Annotated in this window: 14 protein-coding genes; 13 read left to right on the top strand and 1 reads right to left on the bottom strand. The window is 62.2% G+C overall.

The window, feature by feature from the left end:
* The first annotated feature begins 7 nt into the window (after nucleotides 1-7).
* From rpmE to V7787_RS09530, 3 genes are all read left to right on the top strand, one after another.
* Entirely contained in the window at nucleotides 8-223 is a 216-nt protein-coding gene (gene rpmE, locus V7787_RS09540) for a 50S ribosomal protein L31 (protein WP_003249127.1), read from the top strand.
* 2 nt (nucleotides 224-225) lie between these two features.
* Nucleotides 226-1047: a thermonuclease family protein gene (locus V7787_RS09535; protein WP_336087601.1), complete on the top strand. Its 822-nt coding sequence runs from the start codon at nucleotides 226-228 to the stop codon at nucleotides 1045-1047.
* A gap of 177 nt (nucleotides 1048-1224) precedes the next feature.
* Nucleotides 1225-2493: a malic enzyme-like NAD(P)-binding protein gene (locus V7787_RS09530; protein WP_004575488.1), complete on the top strand. Its 1269-nt coding sequence runs from the start codon at nucleotides 1225-1227 to the stop codon at nucleotides 2491-2493.
* Nucleotides 2494-2647: 154 nt separating this feature from the next.
* Here V7787_RS09530 and V7787_RS09525 read toward each other — a convergent pair whose 3' ends face one another.
* Complete coding sequence (locus V7787_RS09525; protein ID WP_371919370.1) at nucleotides 2648-5098, bottom strand: penicillin-binding protein 1A; 2451 nt, start codon at nucleotides 5096-5098, stop codon at nucleotides 2648-2650.
* Between the two features lie 206 nt (nucleotides 5099-5304).
* On the opposite strand from V7787_RS09525, the gene pilM reads away from it, so the two are divergent.
* From pilM to hemE, 10 genes are all read left to right on the top strand, one after another.
* On the top strand, nucleotides 5305-6186 hold the full coding sequence (gene pilM, locus V7787_RS09520) for a type IV pilus biogenesis protein PilM (RefSeq protein WP_336087596.1): 882 nt from the start codon (nucleotides 5305-5307) through the stop codon (nucleotides 6184-6186).
* Nucleotides 6183-6719 carry a PilN domain-containing protein gene (locus V7787_RS09515; protein ID WP_020191285.1) on the top strand — a complete coding sequence of 179 codons (537 nt, stop codon included), beginning with the start codon at nucleotides 6183-6185 and terminating at the stop codon, nucleotides 6717-6719. Before pilM ends, V7787_RS09515 begins: the two co-directional genes overlap by 4 nt.
* 11 nt (nucleotides 6720-6730) lie before the next feature.
* Nucleotides 6731-7732 (top strand): pilus assembly protein PilP, encoded by a 1002-nt coding sequence (locus tag V7787_RS09510; RefSeq protein ID WP_336087593.1) that lies wholly within the window; start codon nucleotides 6731-6733, stop codon nucleotides 7730-7732.
* The gene (locus tag V7787_RS09505; protein ID WP_010955626.1) at nucleotides 7656-8918 is read left to right on the top strand and encodes a type IV pilus secretin PilQ; all 1263 of its coding nucleotides are present in this window, start codon (nucleotides 7656-7658) and stop codon (nucleotides 8916-8918) included. Before V7787_RS09510 ends, V7787_RS09505 begins: the two co-directional genes overlap by 77 nt.
* 4 nt (nucleotides 8919-8922) lie before the next feature.
* On the top strand, nucleotides 8923-9441 hold the full coding sequence (gene aroK / locus V7787_RS09500; protein ID WP_010955625.1) for a shikimate kinase AroK: 519 nt from the start codon (nucleotides 8923-8925) through the stop codon (nucleotides 9439-9441).
* A gap of 96 nt (nucleotides 9442-9537) precedes the next feature.
* Nucleotides 9538-10635: a 3-dehydroquinate synthase gene (aroB, locus tag V7787_RS09495; protein WP_104886949.1), complete on the top strand. Its 1098-nt coding sequence runs from the start codon at nucleotides 9538-9540 to the stop codon at nucleotides 10633-10635.
* Between the two features lie 15 nt (nucleotides 10636-10650).
* A complete protein-coding gene (locus V7787_RS09490) occupies nucleotides 10651-12240 on the top strand; it encodes an SPOR domain-containing protein (RefSeq protein ID WP_020191281.1) in 1590 nt (529 codons plus the stop codon).
* 373 nt (nucleotides 12241-12613) lie between these two features.
* Nucleotides 12614-17059: a glutamate synthase large subunit gene (gene gltB / locus V7787_RS09485; RefSeq protein ID WP_020191280.1), complete on the top strand. Its 4446-nt coding sequence runs from the start codon at nucleotides 12614-12616 to the stop codon at nucleotides 17057-17059.
* A gap of 123 nt (nucleotides 17060-17182) precedes the next feature.
* Entirely contained in the window at nucleotides 17183-18601 is a 1419-nt protein-coding gene (locus V7787_RS09480) for an FAD-dependent oxidoreductase (RefSeq protein ID WP_003249156.1), read from the top strand.
* A gap of 194 nt (nucleotides 18602-18795) precedes the next feature.
* Nucleotides 18796-19860 carry a uroporphyrinogen decarboxylase gene (hemE, locus tag V7787_RS09475; protein WP_336087584.1) on the top strand — a complete coding sequence of 355 codons (1065 nt, stop codon included), beginning with the start codon at nucleotides 18796-18798 and terminating at the stop codon, nucleotides 19858-19860.
* Nucleotides 19861-19912: the final 52 nt, after the last annotated feature.

Genomic DNA, 19912 nt, shown 5'->3' with positions numbered 1-19912 from the left:
AGTGACCATGAAAGAAGGTATCCACCCGAACTACGAAGTAGTTGCAGTCACCTGCAGCTGCGGTAACAAGTTCGAAACTCGTTCGACCCTGGGCAACGTCCTGTCGATCGACGTTTGCAACCTGTGCCACCCGTTCTACACCGGTAAGCAGAAAGTTCTGGACACCGGTGGTCGCGTACAGAAGTTCGCCGATCGCTTCGGCATGTTCGGTGCCAAGAAGTAATCATGCGCATGGCGAATCCTTCGGGTTTCGCATTGTTGCTGAAGAAGGCGTCCCTTGTGGGCGCCTTTTTTGTGGGCGTTATCTGTCATTTCCCGGTCCTGGCGTTCTGCCCACAGCCGGACAAGCCCCAATGGGTAGCGGTACGACAGGTGGTTGATGGCGACACCTTGCGTCTGGTCGATGGCCGCAGTGTGCGGCTGATCGGTATCAATGCCCCGGAAATAGGCCGCAAGGGGCGTACCAGTGAGCCCTATGCCGAAGCTGCCAGGCGGCGATTGCAGGCCTTGGTAAAGGCCAATGACGATCGTGTCGGGCTGGTGCCTGGTGTTGAAGGTAAGGACAAGTATGGTCGCACACTGGCGCACATCTACAGCCGCAATGGCGACAATCTGGAAGCACAATTGCTTAGCGACGGCTTGGGCTACCGCGTGGCCATTGCCCCCAATGTGCGTTTCAGTGGTTGTCAGCAGCTTGCCGAACAAGTAGCGCGCCAGGCTGGCGTTGGCCTGTGGCGGCGTTCGCCTGTAGTGGCTGCAAGCGATGTCAGGCAGTCAGGTTTCGCTGTTGTGCGTGGTCGTATCGAAGGTATCGAGCGAAATCGCGGTGGGGTCTGGCTGACCCTGGGCAGTACCCTGGTGCTGCAGGTTCCCGCTCGTCTGCAGCGCAACTTCCCCGCCAGCTTCTTCGATAACCTCAAGGGACGCCAGGTCGAAGCGCGCGGCTGGGTGCTGGATCGTTCCCGCAGTGGTGGCCTCAAGCCCGGGCAGCGACGCTGGGTGTTGCCATTGACCGATCCGAGCATGTTGGAGCGCATTTCAGGCTAAAAGATGTAGACATTTCGCTACTGGATTGTACACACTGTTGGTCGTATGCCCCGTGGGTTGTAGCGTAAAGTCGTAGGCTAAAGGCCTTGACACAAGTGACCGGCCAGTCTTGTGGCTCCCCGGCTCTTTGCGTATCCTCGGCGGTCCGTCAGAACAGTAAATAGCGGAATGCCCACCATGTCAGACCTGAAAACCGCCGCTCTCGAATATCACGCTCAACCTCGTCCGGGGAAACTGAGCGTTGAACTCTCCAAGCCCACTGCCACCGCCCGTGACCTCGCCCTGGCCTACAGCCCAGGTGTTGCAGAGCCGGTGCGCGAAATTGGCCGTGATCCAGAGCTGGCTTACAAATACACCGGCAAAGGCAACCTGGTTGCGGTGATTTCCGATGGCACTGCCATCCTCGGTCTGGGTGACCTCGGCCCACTGGCTTCCAAGCCGGTCATGGAAGGCAAGGGTGTTCTGTTCAAGCGTTTCGCCGGTATCGATGTGTTCGACATCGAAGTCGAATCGGAAAGCCCGCAAGCGTTCATCGACACCGTTCGCCGCATTTCGATCACCTTCGGTGGCATCAACCTTGAAGACATCAAGGCACCTGAGTGCTTTGAAATCGAACGTACCCTGATCGAACAGTGCGACATCCCGGTGTTCCACGATGACCAGCACGGTACTGCCATCGTGACTGCCGCTGGCATGATCAACGCCCTGGAAATCGCCGGCAAGAAACTGGAAGAAGCCAAGATCGTCTGCCTGGGCGCCGGCGCTGCTGCCATTTCCTGCATGAAGCTGCTGGTAAGCATGGGTGCGAAGGTCGAGAACATCTTCATGATCGACCGTAGTGGCGTGATCCACGCTGGCCGTGACGACCTGAACCAGTACAAGGCGCAGTTCGCCCACGCGACCGACAAGCGCACCCTGGCCGACGCCCTTGACGGTGCCGACGTGTTCGTAGGTCTGTCTGGCCCGAACCTGCTGAGCCCGGAAGGCCTGAAGTCGATGGCTGCCAACCCGATCGTGTTCGCCTGCTCGAACCCGGACCCGGAAATCTCGCCAGAGCTGGCGCATGCCACTCGCAACGACGTGATCATGGCTACCGGTCGTTCCGACTACCCGAACCAGGTCAACAACGTACTGGGCTTCCCGTTCATCTTCCGTGGTGCTCTGGACGTTCGCGCCAAGCGTATCAACGAAGAGATGAAGATCGCTGCCGCTATCGCCCTGAAAGACCTGGCCAAGCTGCCAGTGCCGAAGGAAGTTTGCGAAGCCTATGGCGTTGAAGGCCTGGAGTTCGGCCGTGAGTACATCATTCCGAAGCCGCTGGATGCACGCTTGATCACCGTCGTTTCCGATGCTGTGGCCAAGGCTGCCATCGAATCCGGCGTGGCTACCCTGCCTTATCCGAAGCACTACCCGCTGACCAGCGTGGATGAAGTGTTCAACGGCTGATTGCAGCAAGCGACATAAAAAAGCCCCGGCTCGCATGAGCCGGGGCTTTTTGTTGGGGCTTGGGAATGTGTCAGGGCTGCAAGGTGTTGGTCAGGGCACTTGTGGCGCCTATCAGATCGATCGCCCACGCAAAACCTGAGTCAGGCGCCCTGCCTTAGAACAGATCCATCGGCGTCGCTTCATCGGCTGGCAGCGGGCTGCCCGGTGCCGCGCCATTGCCCAGCTCGTCCACCGACGGCGGAGAATCTTCGGCCTTGAACAGCTCGAAGTAGGCATTCGGTGTGCTCGGCGATGCAGCGCGCCCGCTGATCGGGTCGACGCGCAAGCTGAGAATGCCTTCCGGTTCTGCCGGGGCATGCGCAGGCTTGTCCTTGAGCGCCGCGCCCATGAAGTTCATCCAGATCGGCAGTGCCGCAGTCCCACCATATTCGCGGCGGCCGAGGGTTTCCGGTTGGTCGAAGCCGACCCAAACGGTAGTCACGTAATCGGCGTTGTAACCGGAGAACCAGGCGTCCTTGGATTCGTTGGTCGTACCCGTCTTGCCCGCCAGGTCGGTGCGGCCCAAGGCCAGCGCCCGGCGGCCGGTGCCGCGCTTGATCACGTCCTGCAGCATGCTGGTGAGGATGTAGGTGGTACGCCCGTCGATGATCTGTTCGGCCACTGCCGGCGCTTGCGATGCCGCGCCCACCTGGCTGAAGGCAGAAGGTGCCTCGCCTGGCATGGCCGCAGTGCTGATTGGCTGCTCGGGTGCGGCCAGGCCCGCCTGGTCTTCGGCACCTTGCGGTACGCGGGCCGGGTTGGCGGTGAACAGTGTCTCGCCGCTGCGGCTCTCGATGCGCTCGATCAGGTACGGGGTGATCTTGTACCCACCGTTGGCAAAGGTGCTCCAGCCGGTGGCGATTTCCATCGGGGTCAGGGTGGCGGTGCCCAGGGCCAGCGACAGGTTGCGCGGCAGGTCCTGCTTGTTGAAGCCGAACTTGGCGATGTAGTCGATGGTGCGGTCCACGCCCATGGCTTGCAGCAGGCGGATCGACACCAGGTTACGTGACTTGTACAGCGCCTCACGCATGCGGATAGGGCCGAGGAAGGTGTTGGTATCGTTCTTCGGTCGCCACACTTTATCCACTGACTCGTCAACGAACACGATCGGCGCATCGTTGACCAGGCTGGAAGCGGTGTAGCCGCTGTCCAGCGCGGCGCTGTAGATGAATGGTTTGAAACTTGAGCCCGGTTGGCGCTTGGCCTGCACGGCGCGGTTGTAGTTGCTCTGCTCGAACGAGAAACCGCCGACCAGGGCGCGGATGGCGCCGCTGTTCGGGTCGAGGGTGACCAGGGCGCTCTGCGCAACGGGCACCTGGCTGAACTTCAATGTGCCATCGTCAAGGCGTTGCAGGCGCACCAGGTCACCGACCTGGGCCACGTCGGCCGGCGACTGCGGTGAACGGCCCTGGGCGTTGTTGTTGATGAACGGGCGCGCCCATTTCATGGTGTCCCAGGCAACCTGCGCCTCTTGGCCGTCACGGGTCAGCACCTTGAGGCCGGTGTGTTCCACCTGGGTGACAATGGCTGGCTCCAGGCCGCCAAGGGTGCGTTGCTTGCCCAGCTCCTGCAGCCACGCTGCCTGGGTGCGGCCCGGGAAGCGTGCTTCAGGGCCACGGTAGCCGTGGCGCTCATCGTAATCGGAGAGACCCTTGAGGACGGCCTTGTTGGCCATTTCCTGCATGTCGCTAGGCACGGTGGTTGTGACGCGGAAGCCTTCGGTGTAGGCGTCGCTGCCGTAGCGGCCGACCATTTCCGCGCGGGCCATTTCGGCGATGTAGGGGGCATTCACCTCAGGCGTCGGCACGTGATAGCTGGCGTTGAGCGGCTCGGCCAGGGCGGCCTCGTAGCTGGCCTGGTCGATCTTGCCCAGCTTGTACATGCGCCCGAGGATCCAGTCGCGGCGCTCTTTGGCGCGCACCGGGTTGGCCAGCGGGTTGAAGCGCGACGGTGCCTTGGGCAGGCCGGCGATCATCGCCATCTGCGCCAGGCTCACGTCACGGATGGACTTGCCATAGTACACCTGCGCAGCTGCATCGATACCGTAGGCGCGGTTGCCCAGGTAGATCTTGTTCACGTACAGCTCGAGGATTTCGTCCTTGGTCAGCTCACGCTCGATCTGCAGGGCCAGCAGGATTTCGTTGGTCTTGCGTGAGAAGCTGCGCTCGCTGGTGAGGAAGAAGTTCTTCGCTACCTGCATGGTGATGGTGCTGCCGCCGGTCTGGATATGACCGGTTTTCACCAGCTGGGTTGCTGCGCGCATCAGGCTGCTGGGGTCGACGCCGTAGTGGTTGAGGAAATTGTCGTCCTCGGCTGACAGCAGCGCCTGAATGAATTGTGGGGGAATTTCCGCGAAGCGGATCGGCGAGCGGCGCATTTCGCCGAATTCGGCAATCAGCTTGCCATCGCTGCTGTACACCCTGAGGGGGATCTGCAACTGGATGCTTCTGAGGGACTCGACCGAGGGCAGGCTGGGACTAAGATACAGAAACGCACCGCTCACACCGAGTACGAGCGCGCAGATGACTGCGACGGAAGACCACCAGAAGAACTTCAGCAGACGTATCAAGGCTTTTCGGTGTCCAGGTTGGGAGTGGATTGCACGCAGGTCCGGTGGACCAAAAAACGCTGGGCATTATAAGCATTTTTCGCCTTTCCGGGTGACCGGCCAGGCTACTCGTCGACTCGATGGGTAGCCCTGGCCCAGTGTTGCCGCGGGGTTGCGACAGGTGGCTGCGCTTGGCAGCTGTAACAGACAGCAAAGGAGTCGCGATGTTTGGACGCTTCGGCAAGGATGCCGGTTCACTCGTGGGGGTGGAAATTACGCCCGACGCCGTTCGGATCATGCAACTGCAGCAGCGCAATCGACGCTGCCGTGTGATGGGGTCGGCACAAGAGCTGTTTCAGGCGCCGCTGGCCGATGACTGGGCTCAGGCGCCTGGGGTGGTGGTGGCTGCGCTGCAGCGAGCTTACCGGCGCAGCGGCCTCAGGCAACGCCGGGTAGCGCTGGCATTGCCGGCCAGTCAGGTTATCTGCAAGTTGTGCCATCTGCCGGTGGAGCAGAGCGGGGCGCAGTTGGAGGCACAGCTGCTTGCCGATGCAGAGCGGCTGTTTCCGTTTCCGCTGGAAGACCTGGCCTTGGATTTTCAGGTCATGGGGGCTTCCCATGACCAGCCAGGTTGCTCCGAGGTAATGGTTGCAGCCTGTCGGCAGAGTGCGCTGGCGTCACTCGAAGCCGTCGTCGAGGAGGCGGGCTTGCAGTTGGAAGCCGTCGAGGTCGACAACATTGCCTTGTGCCGCATGTTGCCACAGGGTGGCCTTGAGGGAGCAGCGCTGCTGCGTGTCGAAAACCGCAGCGTAACCCTTCATGACTGGCAGCTGGGCAGGGCGTACCAGCGCTGTGAGCTGCAAACGACTGGCCCGGACATGAACGGGCAATGGCCAGAGCGTCTCCAGGCTTTACTGGTCGGGCAGAGCCGGCCTGCGGGGTTGTGGGTTGCCAGCAGCCCATCGATCAATCCGGGCTGGTTACAAGCCCTTGGCAGCCGGCTGAATGTGCCGTGCACCTACCTGCCAGGGCTGGCAGGGCTGGAACATGTTGATGGGGCGATGCTCCTGGCCTGCGCCTTGGCCTTGGGAGGGCTGCGCCCATGATGCGGCTGAACCTTCTGCCCTGGCGCGAACGGCAGCGTCAGGCGGCGCTGCGGCGCTTTCGAGGACAGTTGATTGCTGGCGCACTCCTGGCTTTGTGCGCCGTGATGCTGGTCGATCAGCTGGCCCGCCAACGCGGGCAGCAGCAGGTGCTGGCCAATACCCAGCGCCAAGCGACCCTTGATATACAGGATGAGCAGTTGCAGCCGCTGGCCGAAGTGCGTGCACAGCATGAAGCGCTACTTGCCCGTGTGGTGGCCCTGGAGGGCCTGCGCGCCCATCAGGGTGTATTGGCCGGTGTCTTCGCCGACCTTGAAGGGGCGTTGCCTGAAGGTGTGCAGCTAGTCGGCCTGAGCCTTGATAGTGGTCGCCTGCAGGTGACAGGGTTGGCTGCGTCCGGTGCTGTGGTGGCGCAGTTCATGCGCGACTTGAACCGCTCGAACGTTTTGCTCGATCTGGAGCTCAAGCGCATCAAGAGTCTGCCGGACGGCGACGAGTTTCTGCTCACCGCTCGTGTTGCGGCGTTCTGGTCGTGAGTCCAGCGCAGATGCTCGCTTGGCTGGCGGTGGTCGAGGGCTCAGGCCGCTTCCGACGGCTGGCGCCAGTGCTGATCGCTGTTGTGTTGTTCAGCCTGGGCTGCGCGATGCGCCTGCCTGCCCTGTTACAGCAGCAGGCGCGGGAGGATGCCAGGCATGTCGAGTTGAACCAGCTGCAGGCAGCCAATGCAGCGCAGTTGGCCGAACTGGAGCGGCTGAAGGCTTTAGTGGTGATTGCCGAACAGCGGTTGCAAGAGGCGCACTGGTATCTGGCCGCCGGGGAGAGCATGAGCGACCTGCTTGAACGGCTGGCAGTGTCGGGGCATGCACATGGCTTGCTTGTCGAACGCCTCGATGTAGAGGCGGGTGAGCAACAGGCCGGATTCAGCAAGGTACCGCTGGTGGTGCAAGTGGTGGGGCGTTATCCGGCCTTGCGGCTGTGGCTGGACGACTGGTTAGGGCAGGCACGGATTCTGCGCAGCGGTGACATGAGCCTGGCAACCGTTGATCGCCAGCCTGGACTGTTGCGCCTGCAGTTGCGGGTTGATGCCTATCACGCGGCTTCGCCCATGAAGGCACCTGCAATGCTGGCGCACCTGCCGGCAAGGGCCGCAATGGCTGCGCCTGAAGTGGACCCGTTTGCGCCCGCTGCGGCGCGAGTGGCCAGCGCCGGGCTGGTCGGCGTGCCGTTGGCGCAGCTGGAAATGGTCGGCAGCCTGGCGCGCGGGGCGGCACGCGAGGCTCTGCTGATGGCGGCTGGCAAGCTCTATCGCGTACGCCCGGGCGACCGGGTAGGGCGTGATCAGGGGGTAGTGATGCATATAGACCAACGTCAGGTCGAAGTGCGAGAGCGGCTGTTCATGGCGGGGGTATGGCACGAGCGCACGGCGTTCATCACCCTCACCAAGCGCCTGGGCAAGGAGGCCTCGGACCCGAATGAAAACGTGGATGAAATACCTGTTGGCGACCCTGCTGTCGATCCCGCTGGCTTCGGCGACGCCTTACCAGGGTGAACCCCTGTCGCTGAACTTCCAGGATGTTGAGGTGCGTGCGGTGCTGCAGGTGCTGGCTGACTACGCTGGCGTCAACCTGGTCGCCAGTGACGCAGTACAAGGCAGTGTCACTTTGCGTTTGCAGGACGTGCCGTGGGATCAGGCGCTTGACCTGGTGCTGCGCAGCAAGGGCCTGTCCCGGCGCCAGGAGGGCAATGTGCTGTTGGTGGCACCTGCAGCCGAGTTTGCCGCGCAATCAGCAGACGCCCGGGTGAGTCAGGCGCTGGATGCGCACCTGCAGCCATTGCGTCGGGAGCTGCTGCCCATTCACCACGCCAAGGCCGCCGATCTGGCGCAGTTGCTGCTGGCAGGCCTGGAGGGTGACGGCATCCCTCCGGCTAGCTTGAGTGTCGATGAGCGCACCAACACGTTGGTGGTGCATCTGCCCGCTGACCGCCTGGCCGAGATGCGCCAGCTGGTGGCGCAGTTGGATGTGCCGGTGCGCCAGGTAGCGATCGAGGCGCGTATTGTCGAGGCCAACGTCGATTATGAGAAAAGCCTGGGGGTACGCTGGGGTGGGCCGCTGTACGGCGAGAAACTGCGGCCCGGCAAGGAGCTGTTCGTCGACCTCGGTCTGGAGCGTGCCGGCAGCAGTATCGGCCTGGGTTTGTTGCGCGGTGACGTGCTGCTGGACCTGGAGCTCAGTGCCATGGAAAAAAGCGGCAACGGCGAAATCATTTCGCAGCCCAAGGTGGTCACGGCTGACAAGGAAACGGCGAGGATCCTCAAGGGTACCGAGGTGCCTTACCAGGAAACGAGCCAAAGCGGCGCTACCTCGGTATCGTTTCGCGAAGCCTCGCTGTCGCTGGAAGTAACGCCACAGATCACCCCGGACAACAAGGTGATCATGACCGTCAGGGTGACCAAGGACGAGCCGGATTACGTCAATGCCTTGAACAACGTACCGCCGATTCGCAAGAACGAGGTCAATGCCAAGGTTCGTGTGGCTGACGGCGAAACGATCGTGATCGGTGGCGTCTACTCGACTTCGCAAAACAATGTGGTCGACAAGGTGCCATTTTTCGGCGATCTGCCGTATGTTGGGCGGCTGTTTCGACGCGATGCATTACAAGAGAAAAAATCCGAGCTGCTGGTCTTCCTGACTCCGCGTATCATGAGTGACCAGGCGATTGCTGTGAGTCGTTGATTCTGTGCGAAATTTGATACTTGTGGGGCCCATGGGCGCTGGTAAAAGCACCATCGGACGCCTGTTGGCCAAAGAGCTGCGCCTGCTGTTCAAGGATTCCGACAAGGAAATCGAACTGCGATGCGGCGCGAACATCCCGTGGATATTCGACAAGGAAGGCGAGCCGGGTTTCCGTGATCGCGAGCAAGCGATGATTGCCGAGTTGTGCGCGCTCGACGGTGTGGTGCTGGCCACCGGCGGTGGCGCGGTGATGCGCGAAGCCAACCGGCAGGCGCTGCATCAGGGTGGCCGGGTGATCTACCTGCATGCTTCGGTCGAGCAGCAAGTCGGCCGCACCGCGCGCGACCGCAATCGCCCGCTGCTGCGCACGGCCAATCCTGAGGCGACCTTGCGCACCTTGCTGGAAACCCGCGACCCGCTCTACCGCGAGATCGCCGACCTGGTGGTTGAAACCGACGAGCGGCCACCACGCATGGTGGTGATCGATATTCTCGAGCGCTTGCAGCAGTTGCCGCCCCGTTAACCCGGGACTATTCTCGGCCTCCAGCGCCGAGGCGAGGCTCAACGTTACCGCGCAGGTCGCCGGATGGCGCCGCGCCCAAGTACATTGTGGGGATACATGCAGACACTAAAGGTCGACCTGGGCGAGCGTAGCTACCCGATCTACATTGGCGAAGGCCTGCTGGACCAGCCTGAGCTGCTGGCGCCGCACATTGCGGGTCGGCAGGTTGCCATCGTCTCCAACGAGACCGTCGCGCCGCTGTATCTCGAACGCCTGAGCAAGGCCCTTGGTGCCTACTCGGTACTGCCCGTTGTGTTGCCCGATGGTGAAGCCCACAAGAACTGGGAAACATTGCAGCTGATCTTCGATGGCCTGCTGACAGCTCGGCATGATCGTCGTACTACTGTGGTCGCTCTGGGTGGTGGCGTGATTGGTGACATGGCAGGTTTCGCAGCCGCCTGCTACCAGCGCGGTGTCGATTTCATCCAGGTGCCGACTACCCTGTTGTCCCAGGTCGACTCTTCCGTAGGTGGCAAGACCGGCATCAATCATCCGCTGGGCAAGAACATGGTCGGTGCGTTCTATCAGCCCAAGGCGGTGCTGATCGATACCACCAGCCTCAAGACCCTGCCAGCGCGCGAGCTGTCTGCAGGTCTGGCCGAAGTGATCAAGTACGGCCTGATTTGCGACAAGCCGTTCCTCGCCTGGCTCGAAGACAATATGCAGGCACTGCGTGCCCTCGATTCGACAGCCCTGACCGAGGCCATCCGCCGCTCCTGCGCGGCCAAGGCCGCAGTGGTGGGTGCCGACGAGCGCGAGTCCGGCCTACGGGCCACGCTGAACCTGGGGCATACCTTCGGGCATGCTATCGAAACCCATATGGGCTATGGCGTGTGGCTGCACGGCGAAGCCGTCGCGGCGGGCACAGTGATGGCCCTGGAAATGTCCATGCGCCTTGGCTGGATCGACCAGGCTGAGCGCGATCGTGGAATCCGCCTGTTGCAGGACGCAGGTTTGCCGGTGGTGCCACCACAGGAAATGACCCCGGCGCATTTCATGGAGCACATGGCGGTCGACAAGAAGGTGCTCGACGGTCGTTTGCGTCTGGTGCTGCTGCGCCAGATGGGCGAGGCCGTGGTGACCGACGACTATTCGAAAGAGATTCTCCAGGCCACGCTGTCGGCGGACTACCGCGCGATCGTGGCCCAGCTTTGAGGTTGTGACAGCGCAATGACAAGTTTGCATGCCGATGAGGCCTTTCTCGACCATTACCAGTTGAGCCATGATCCGTTCGCGCCCCGCGTACCTGGCTTCAAGTTCTTCCCGGCCCAGCGCAAGCCCGTGCTTGGCCAACTGCACCACCTGGCGCGCTATAGCCAGCTGATGCTGGTGGTCAGTGGCCCATTGGGCAGCGGCAAGTCGCTGCTGCGCCAGGCCCTGGTGGCCAGCACCAACAAGCAGGCTGTGCAAAGTGTGGTGGTGTCGGCCCGCAGCGCCAGCGATGCCTCCAGTATGCTCGCGCAGGTTGCGCAGGAGCTGGGTGTCGCCCAGCCCGAGGTGCAGGCGATCCTGTCGAAGGTGGTGCAGCTGGCACTGACCGGGCAGGAAGTGTATTTGCTGGTGGACGATGCGGAACAACTCGACGAGTCGGCACTCCAAGCGTTGCTGGAGTTGGCGGCGGGGGTTCCTGAAGGGCGTCCGCACGTGTTTCTGTTCGGTGAGCCATCGCTGATTGCCGGGCTGGATGAGCTCAATGTCGAGGAAGAACGTTTTCACATCATCGAGCTTGCGCCCTACAGTGAAGAAGAAACCCGCGAGTACCTGGAACAGCGCCTGGAAGGGGCTGGTCGGGGCATCGAGGTGTTCAGCCGTGAACAGATCGCCGATATCCATGAAAACTCCGACGGCTGGCCTGGCAACATCAATCAGGTCGCCCGTGACACTTTGATCGAAGCCATGATCGCCAGCCGCTCTACGGCCAAGCGACCAACCATGGGGTTCAAGATGCCTAAAAAACATGTGCTCGCGCTGTCCGCTGTGGTCGTGGTTGCCGTTGCGGCCGCGGTATTGATGCCCAAGAAAGGCGACAAGGCCCCTGCCGAAGCGCCGGCTGCCCAGGCCCAGTTGCCACTGGGCGACGGCAAGCAGGGTGCTGCCATCGAGTTCTCTGGCTCGTCCCAGCCAATGCCGCTGCCACTGGTTGGCCAGTCGCAGCCGGTGATGCGCGAGCCGCTGGCCCAAGCCGCAGGCATGGGCGAGGGTGAAGAGGGAGGCCCGGCTGTCGACACCGCGCTGCAGCCTGGCAACCCGCCACCTACCGTGACCACCATCGCTCCGCCACAAGGTGTGCCGGCTGGCCCGGCGCCTGCGCCTGCCCAGCCCGTGCAGTCGGTTGCGCCTGCGCCCAAGCCTGTTGCAACCCAGCCCGCCAAGCCGGTTGCGCCGGCCAAGCCAGCACCGGCGCCGACCCAGGTCGCCGTGGCCAAGCCGGCTGCCAAAGCTGCGGAAAAACCAGCCGCCGCTGGCGCTGGAAACAGTGGCTGGTATGCCGGACAGAAGCCGGGCAATTATGTGGTGCAGATCCTTGGTACCAGCTCCGAGGCGTCGGCCCAGGCTTACGTCAAGGCCCAGGGTGGCGACTATCGCTACTTCAAGAAAAACCTACAGGGCAAGCCTCTGTACGTCGTGACTTACGGCAGTTTCGCCAACCGCGACGCAGCGGTTGCGGCAATCAAGAACTTGCCAGCGAAGGTCCAGGCTGGTAAACCTTGGCCACGTACCGTCGGCAGCGTCCAACAAGAGCTGGCCACGGCCCGCTGATACCTTCCGGGCGGCATCACCCCGTCGCCCAGTAGCTAAGCGAATTCTAGCTTTCGACTAGCCTGCTGCGCCCGAGCGCGGCAGGCTTTTCTGTCCCGGACTGCCGGCCACAAGCCCTTAGTTGCAGTCATGGCTGAAACGCTTCAGACTCGAGCCAAGCCGCTATCACGGCGCATGGCGCAAAAACATTCAAAATTGCGACATAAATTTTCAATGACGAGACATGAAAATTTGTGGGCGTCGCTGTCGCTGTGCAACAATGGTTTTCCATGACCACCGCAAAAAAGCTGGCGTTTGATCGGCGTGGATGGTAAGTGGTTGTTAAAAAAGAGATTTACCTCCGTTGAGAGGTGAACCTGGTGAGAATGTGTCTATGAAAACAGGTCTGTACCATCCCGAAGAATTCAAGGACAACTGTGGTTTTGGCCTGATCGCCCATATGACGGGTGAGCCGAGCCACCACCTTCTGCAAACTGCCATGCAGGCGCTGACGTGCATGACCCACCGCGGCGGCATCAATGCCGACGGCAAGACCGGTGACGGTTGCGGTCTGCTCATGCAGAAGCCCGATCAATTCCTGCGTGCCATGGCCCAGGAGCACTTTGCTGTCGAGCTGCCCAAGCAGTACGCCGTCGGCATGGTGTTCTTCAACCAGGACCCGGTCAAAGCCGAAGCTGCCCGCGCCAACATGGACCGCGAGATCCTCGCCGCTGGCCTGAAACTGGTCGGCTGGCGCAAGGTGCCGATCGACACCAGCGTCCTCGGCCGCCTGGCCCTGGAGCGCCTGCCGCAGATCGAGCAGGTGTTCATTGGCGGTGAAGGCCTGAGCGACCAGGAATTCGCCATCAAGCTGTTCAGTGCCCGTCGTCGTTCGTCGGTGGCCAACGCCCACGACGCCGACCACTACATCTGCAGCTTCTCGCACAAGACCATCATCTACAAAGGCCTGATGATGCCGCGCGATCTCGCGGCGTTTTATCCAGACCTGGGTGACGAGCGCCTGCAAACCGCGATCTGCGTGTTCCACCAGCGCTTCTCCACCAACACCCTGCCGAAATGGCCGCTGGCGCAGCCGTTCCGCTTCCTCGCCCATAACGGCGAGATCAACACCATCACCGGCAACCGCAACTGGGCCGTTGCTCGTCGCACCAAGTTCGCCAATGACCAGATCCCGGACCTCGAAGAGCTCGGCCCGCTGGTCAACCGCGTCGGTTCCGACTCGTCCAGCATGGACAACATGCTGGAACTGATGGTCACCGGTGGCATCGACCTGTTCCGCGGCGTGCGCATGCTGGTACCGCCAGCGTGGCAGAACGTCGAGACCATGGACGCCGACCTGCGCGCCTTCTACGAATACAACTCCATGCACATGGAGCCGTGGGATGGCCCGGCCGGTATCGTCATGACCGAAGGCCGCCACGCGGTGTGCCTGCTCGACCGTAACGGTCTGCGCCCGGCGCGCTGGGTGACCACCACCAATGGTTACATCACCATCGCCTCGGAAATCGGCGTATGGGGCTATCAGCCTGAGGAAGTGCTGGCCAAGGGCCGTGTCGGCCCGGGCCAGATCCTTGCCGTGGACACCGAAACCGGCCAGATCCTCGACACCGACGCCATCGACAACCGCCTGAAGTCGCGCCACCCGTACAAGCGCTGGCTGCGTCAGCACGCCACCCGCATCCAGGCGACGCTGACCGACGACCAGGGTGTGGCCAGCTACGACGCTGACCAGCTCAAGCAATACATGAAGATGTTCCAGGTCACCTTCGAAGAGCGTGACCAGGTACTGCGCCCATTGGGTGAGCAGGGCCAGGAAGCCGTTGGCTCGATGGGTGACGACACGCCGATGGCCGTGCTGTCGCAGCGCGTGCGCTCGCCGTACGACTTCTTCCGCCAGCAGTTCGCTCAGGTAACCAACCCGCCGATCGACCCGCTGCGCGAAGCGATCGTGATGTCGCTGGAAATCTGCCTGGGTGCAGAGCGCAACATCTTCCAGGAGTCCCCGGAGCACGCTTCGCGGGTCATCCTCAGCTCGCCGGTCATCTCGCCCGCCAAGTGGCGTTCGCTGATGAACCTGGAGCGCGAAGGCTTCGACCGCCAGCTGATCGACCTCAACTATGAGCAGGGCGTCGGCCTGGAAGCGGCCATCCGCAACATTGCCGACCAGGCCGAAGAAGCTGTGCGTGGCGGCAAGACCCAGCTGGTGCTGAGCGACCGTTATATCGCCCCGGGCAAGCTGCCGGTGCACGCTTCGCTGGCCGTTGGTGCAGTGCACCACCGCCTGACCGAACAGGGCCTGCGTTGCGACAGCAACATCCTGGTGGAAACCGCTACCGCCCGTGATCCGCATCACTTCGCCGTGCTGCTGGGCTTCGGTGCCTCGGCCGTTTACCCGTACCTGGCGTATGAAGTACTGGCTGACCTGATCCGTACCGGCGAAGTGCTGGGCGACCTGGACGAAGTGTTCAAGTACTACCGCAAAGGTATCTCCAAGGGCCTGCTGAAGATACTGTCCAAGATGGGTATCTCCACCATCGCCTCATACCGCGGTGCACAGCTGTTCGAAGCCATTGGCCTGGCCGAGGAAGTGGTAGGCCTGAGCTTCAAGGGCGTGTCCAGCCGCATCAAGGGTGCGCGCTTCGAAGACCTGGAAAACGACCAGAAGCTGCTGGCGGCCGAAGCCTGGAGCGCGCGCAAGCCGATCCAGCAAGGTGGCTTGCTGAAGTTCGTCCACGGTGGCGAATACCACGCCTACAACCCGGACGTGGTCAACACTCTGCAAGCCGCCGTGCAGCAGGGCGACTACGCCAAGTTCAAGGAATACACCACGCTGGTGGACCAGCGCCCGGTGTCGATGATTCGTGACTTGCTCAAGGTGAAAGTGGCCGACCAGCCGCTGGCGCTGGAGCAGATCGAGCCGCTGGAGGCGATTCTCAAGCGATTCGACTCGGCGGGTATCTCGCTGGGTGCACTGTCGCCGGAAGCCCACGAAGCGCTGGCCGAGGCCATGAACCGCCTGGGCGCACGCTCCAACTCTGGTGAAGGCGGCGAAGACCCGTCGCGCTATGGCACCATCAAGAGCTCGAAGATCAAGCAGGTGGCCACCGGCCGTTTTGGTGTGACCCCGGAGTACCTGGTCAACGCCGAAGTGCTGCAGATCAAGGTTGCCCAGGGCGCCAAGCCGGGTGAGGGCGGCCAGTTGCCGGGCGGAAAGGTCAACGGCCTGATCGCCAAGCTGCGTTATGCGGTACCGGGCGTGACCCTGATCTCGCCACCGCCACACCATGACATCTACTCGATCGAAGATCTGGCGCAGCTGATCTACGACCTCAAGCAGGTCAACCCGCAGGCGCTGGTATCGGTCAAGCTGGTAGCCGAAGCGGGCGTGGGCACCATCGCCGCAGGTGTGGCCAAGGCCTATGCCGACCTGATCACCATCTCCGGTTACGACGGTGGTACCGGTGCTTCGCCGCTGACCTCGATCAAATACGCCGGCGCCCCTTGGGAACTGGGCCTTGCGGAAACCCACCAGACCCTGCGTGGCAACGACCTGCGTGGCAAGGTGCGGGTGCAGACCGACGGCGGCCTGAAAACCGGCCTGGACGTGATCAAGGCGGCCATCCTCGGCGCCGAAAGCTTCGGCTTTGGTACCGCGCCAATGATTGCCCTGGGCTGCAAGTACCTGCGCATCTGCCACCTGAACAACTGCGCCACCGGCGTGGCCACCCAGAACGACAAGCTGCGCAAGGACCACTACATCGGCACCGTCGACATGGTGATCAACTTCTTCACCTTTGTCGCCGAAGAAACCCGCGAGTGGTTGGCCAAGCTGGGCGTGCGCAGCCTTGGCGAGCTGATCGGCCGTACCGACCTGCTCGAAGTGCTGCCAGGTGACACCGAACGCCAGCAATACCTGGACCTGTCGCCGCTGCTGGGCAGCTCGCACATTCCTGCGGACAAACCGCAGTTCTGCGAAGTCGACAAGAACCCGCCGTTCGACCTGGGCGAGTTGGCCGAGAAGATGGTTGATATGGCCATGCCGGCCATCCGCGACCAGGCGGGTGGCGAGTTCAGCCTCGACATCTGCAACTGCGACCGCTCCATTGGTGCGCGTGTGTCGGGCGAAATCGCCCGTCTGCACGGCAACCAGGGCATGGCCGCGGCGCCGATCACCTTCCGCTTCAAGGGCACTGCGGGCCAGAGCTTTGGCGTGTGGAACGCTGGTGGCCTGAACCTGCACCTGGAAGGCGACGCCAACGATTACGTCGGCAAAGGCATGACCGGTGGCAAGGTCACCATCGTGCCGCCAGCCGGCAGCCCGTTCGAAACCCAGCACAGCGCCATCGTCGGCAACACCTGCCTGTACGGTGCCACTGGCGGCAAGTTGTTTGCCGCAGGTACTGCGGGCGAGCGCTTCGCTGTACGTAACTCCGGCGCCCATGCTGTTGTCGAGGGCACTGGCGATCACTGCTGTGAATACATGACCGGCGGCTTTGTCTGCGTTCTGGGCAAGACCGGTTACAACTTCGGTTCTGGCATGACTGGCGGCTTTGCCTACGTGCTCGACATGGACAATAGCTTCGTCGACAAGCTCAACCACGAGCTGGTGGAAATCCAGCGTATCAGTGGTGAAGCGATGGAGGCCTACCGTAGCCACCTGGCGCGTGTCCTTGCCGAGTATGTGGATGAGACCGGCAGCGAGTGGGGGCGTGAGCTCTCGGAGAACCTGGACGACTACGTGCGGCGCTTCTGGCTGGTCAAGCCGAAGGCAGCCAACCTGAAGCAGCTGCTGTCCAGCACCCGTGCCAACCCGCAGTAAAAACAGCTGCAAGTGGCAAGCCTCGAGCTGCACGTAATGGCAGTGAGAGGTTTGCCCGGCTTAAGTGATCGTCTTGCGGCTTGCAGCGTGTAGCTTGCAGCTGCTGTAAAGAGGTTTTGAAAAATGGCTGAACGTCTGAACAACGACTTCCAGTTCATCGAAGTGGGCCGAAAGGACCCGAAAAAAAAGCTGTTGCGCCAGCGCAAGAAGGAGTTCGTGGAAATCTACGAACCGTTCAAGCCGCAGCAGTCCGTGGAGCAGGCGCACCGCTGCCTGGGCTGCGGTAACCCGTATTGCGAGTGGAAGTGCCCGGTACACAACTTCATCCCCAACTGGTTGAAGCTGGTCTCCGAAGGCAACATCCTGGCCGCGGCGGAACTGTCGCACCAGACCAACACCCTGCCGGAAGTATGCGGCCGTGTTTGCCCGCAAGACCGCCTGTGCGAGGGTGCCTGCACCCTGAACGACGGTTTCGGCGCGGTGACCATCGGCTCGGTGGAGAAGTACATCACCGACACCGCCTTCGCCATGGGCTGGCGTCCGGACATGTCCAAGGTCAAGCCAACCGGCAAGCGCGTTGCCATCATCGGCGCCGGCCCGGCGGGCCTGGGCTGCGCCGACGTGCTGGTGCGCGCCGGGGTAACCCCGGTGGTGTTCGACAAAAACCCTGAGATCGGTGGCCTGCTGACCTTCGGTATCCCCGAGTTCAAGCTGGAAAAGACCGTGCTCAGCAACCGCCGTGAAGTGTTCACCGGCATGGGCATCGAGTTCCGCCTGAACACCGAGGTGGGCAAGGACGTGACCATGGAACAGCTGCTCGCCGAGTACGACGCGGTGTTCATGGGCATGGGTACCTACACCTACATGAAGGGCGGCTTCCCGGGTGAAGACCTGCCGGGCGTGCATGACGCACTGGACTTCCTGATCGCCAACGTCAACCGCAACCTGGGCTTCGAGAAGTCGCCGGAAGACTTCGTCGACATGCAGGGCAAGAAAGTGGTGGTGCTGGGCGGTGGTGACACCGCGATGGACTGCAACCGTACCTCGATCCGTCAGGGTGCCAAGGCGGTAACCTGTGCTTATCGTCGTGACGAAGCCAACATGCCGGGTTCGCGCAAAGAGGTGAAGAACGCCAAGGAAGAGGGCGTGAAGTTCCTCTACAATCGTCAGCCCATTGCCATTGTGGGTGAGGACAAGGTCGAAGGCGTCAAAGTGGTCGAGACCCGCCTGGGCGAGCCTGATGCCCGTGGCCGCCGCAGCCCTGAGCCAATCCCGGGCTCCGAAGAGATCCTGCCGGCAGACGCTGTGGTAATCGCCTTCGGCTTCCGCCCGAGCCCGGCACCGTGGTTTGAACAGCATGGCATTCAGCTGGACAGCCAGGGCCGTGTGGTTGCCCCGGAGAAGGGCAAGTTCAAGCACCAGACCAGCAACCCGAAAGTGTTTGCCGGTGGCGACATGGTGCGCGGTTCGGACCTGGTGGTGACTGCGATCTTCGAAGGGCGTACGGCTGCCGAGGGTATCCTGGACTACCTCGAAGTCTGAGGTTCGACCTGTTCGCGGGCATGCCCGCTCCCGCAGGGTTAAGCGCAGAACCCGTGGGGGCAGGCATGCCCGCGAAGCTTTTGTATACAAAAACGCTTGATCTGTGGCATCCAATAGACAAAACACATGGCCATGGCCGTGCCTTTTGCGCTGGTGTCTGAGAAAATGCCCGCACTATTTTTCCGGATGCCGACATGACTGCCCTGAAGAACGATCGTTTCCTGCGTGCACTGCTCAAGCAACCCGTAGACGTCACCCCGGTGTGGATGATGCGCCAGGCCGGCCGCTACCTGCCGGAGTACCGCGCCAGCCGCGCCAGGGCCGGTGACTTCATGAGCCTGTGCATGAACCCGCAGTTCGCCTGCGAGGTCACCCTGCAGCCGCTGGACCGCTACCCGCTGGACGCAGCGATCCTGTTCTCGGACATCCTTACCATTCCCGATGCCATGGGCCTGGGCCTGTACTTTGAAACCGGTGAAGGCCCGCGTTTCAAGAAGGTCATCAGCACCCCCGCCGACATCGAGGCGCTGCCAGTTCCGGACCCACAGAAAGACCTCGGCTACGTGATGGATGCGGTCAGCACCATTCGCCGTGAGCTCAATGGCCGTGTGCCGCTGATCGGCTTCTCCGGCAGCCCGTGGACCCTGGCCACCTACATGGTCGAGGGCGGCTCGTCGAAGGACTTCCGCAAGACCAAGGCCATGGCCTACGACAACCCGCAAGCCCTGCACCTGCTGCTGGACAAGCTGGCCCAGTCGGTCACCAGCTACCTTAACGGCCAGATCCTGGCCGGCGCCCAGGCCGTACAGATCTTCGACACCTGGGGCGGCAACCTGTCGGCGGCGGCCTACCAGGAGTTCTCACTGGCCTACATGCGCAAGATCGTCAGCGGCCTGATCCGCGAGCACGAGGGGCGCAAGGTGCCGGTGATCCTGTTCACCAAGAATGGCGGCTTGTGGCTGGAAAGCATTGCTGAAGCTGGTGCCGACGCGCTGGGCCTGGACTGGACCTGCGAGATCGGCGACGCCCGTCGCCGCGTGGGTGACAAGGTGGCGCTGCAAGGCAACATGGACCCGACCGTGCTGTACGCCAAGCCCGAGGCCATTCGCAAGGAAGTGGCGCGCATCCTGGCCAGCTATGGCCACGGCACTGGCCATGTGTTCAACCTTGGCCACGGCATCACGCCGGAAGTTGACCCGGAACATGCGGGTGCATTCATCAACGCCGTGCACGAACTGTCGGCGCAGTACCACCAGTGACTTGATGCACTGCACAGTAAACCCGGCTTCGATGCCGGGTTTTTTGTACGTT

It is taken from the genome of Pseudomonas sp. CGJS7, assembly GCF_036961695.1.
This window is presented reverse-complemented; position numbering and strand designations above follow the sequence as displayed.

Coding starts and splice junctions, on each gene's coding strand:
- rpmE (WP_003249127.1), top strand. CDS start 8: ATGAAAGAAGGTATCCACCCGAACTACGAAGTAGTTGCAGTCACCTGC.
- V7787_RS09535 (WP_336087601.1), top strand. CDS start 226: ATGCGCATGGCGAATCCTTCGGGTTTCGCATTGTTGCTGAAGAAGGCG.
- V7787_RS09530 (WP_004575488.1), top strand. CDS start 1,225: ATGTCAGACCTGAAAACCGCCGCTCTCGAATATCACGCTCAACCTCGT.
- pilM (WP_336087596.1), top strand. CDS start 5,305: ATGTTTGGACGCTTCGGCAAGGATGCCGGTTCACTCGTGGGGGTGGAA.
- V7787_RS09515 (WP_020191285.1), top strand. CDS start 6,183: ATGATGCGGCTGAACCTTCTGCCCTGGCGCGAACGGCAGCGTCAGGCG.
- V7787_RS09510 (WP_336087593.1), top strand. CDS start 6,731: ATGCTCGCTTGGCTGGCGGTGGTCGAGGGCTCAGGCCGCTTCCGACGG.
- V7787_RS09505 (WP_010955626.1), top strand. CDS start 7,656: ATGAAAACGTGGATGAAATACCTGTTGGCGACCCTGCTGTCGATCCCG.
- aroB (WP_104886949.1), top strand. CDS start 9,538: ATGCAGACACTAAAGGTCGACCTGGGCGAGCGTAGCTACCCGATCTAC.
- V7787_RS09490 (WP_020191281.1), top strand. CDS start 10,651: ATGACAAGTTTGCATGCCGATGAGGCCTTTCTCGACCATTACCAGTTG.
- gltB (WP_020191280.1), top strand. CDS start 12,614: ATGAAAACAGGTCTGTACCATCCCGAAGAATTCAAGGACAACTGTGGT.
- V7787_RS09480 (WP_003249156.1), top strand. CDS start 17,183: ATGGCTGAACGTCTGAACAACGACTTCCAGTTCATCGAAGTGGGCCGA.
- hemE (WP_336087584.1), top strand. CDS start 18,796: ATGACTGCCCTGAAGAACGATCGTTTCCTGCGTGCACTGCTCAAGCAA.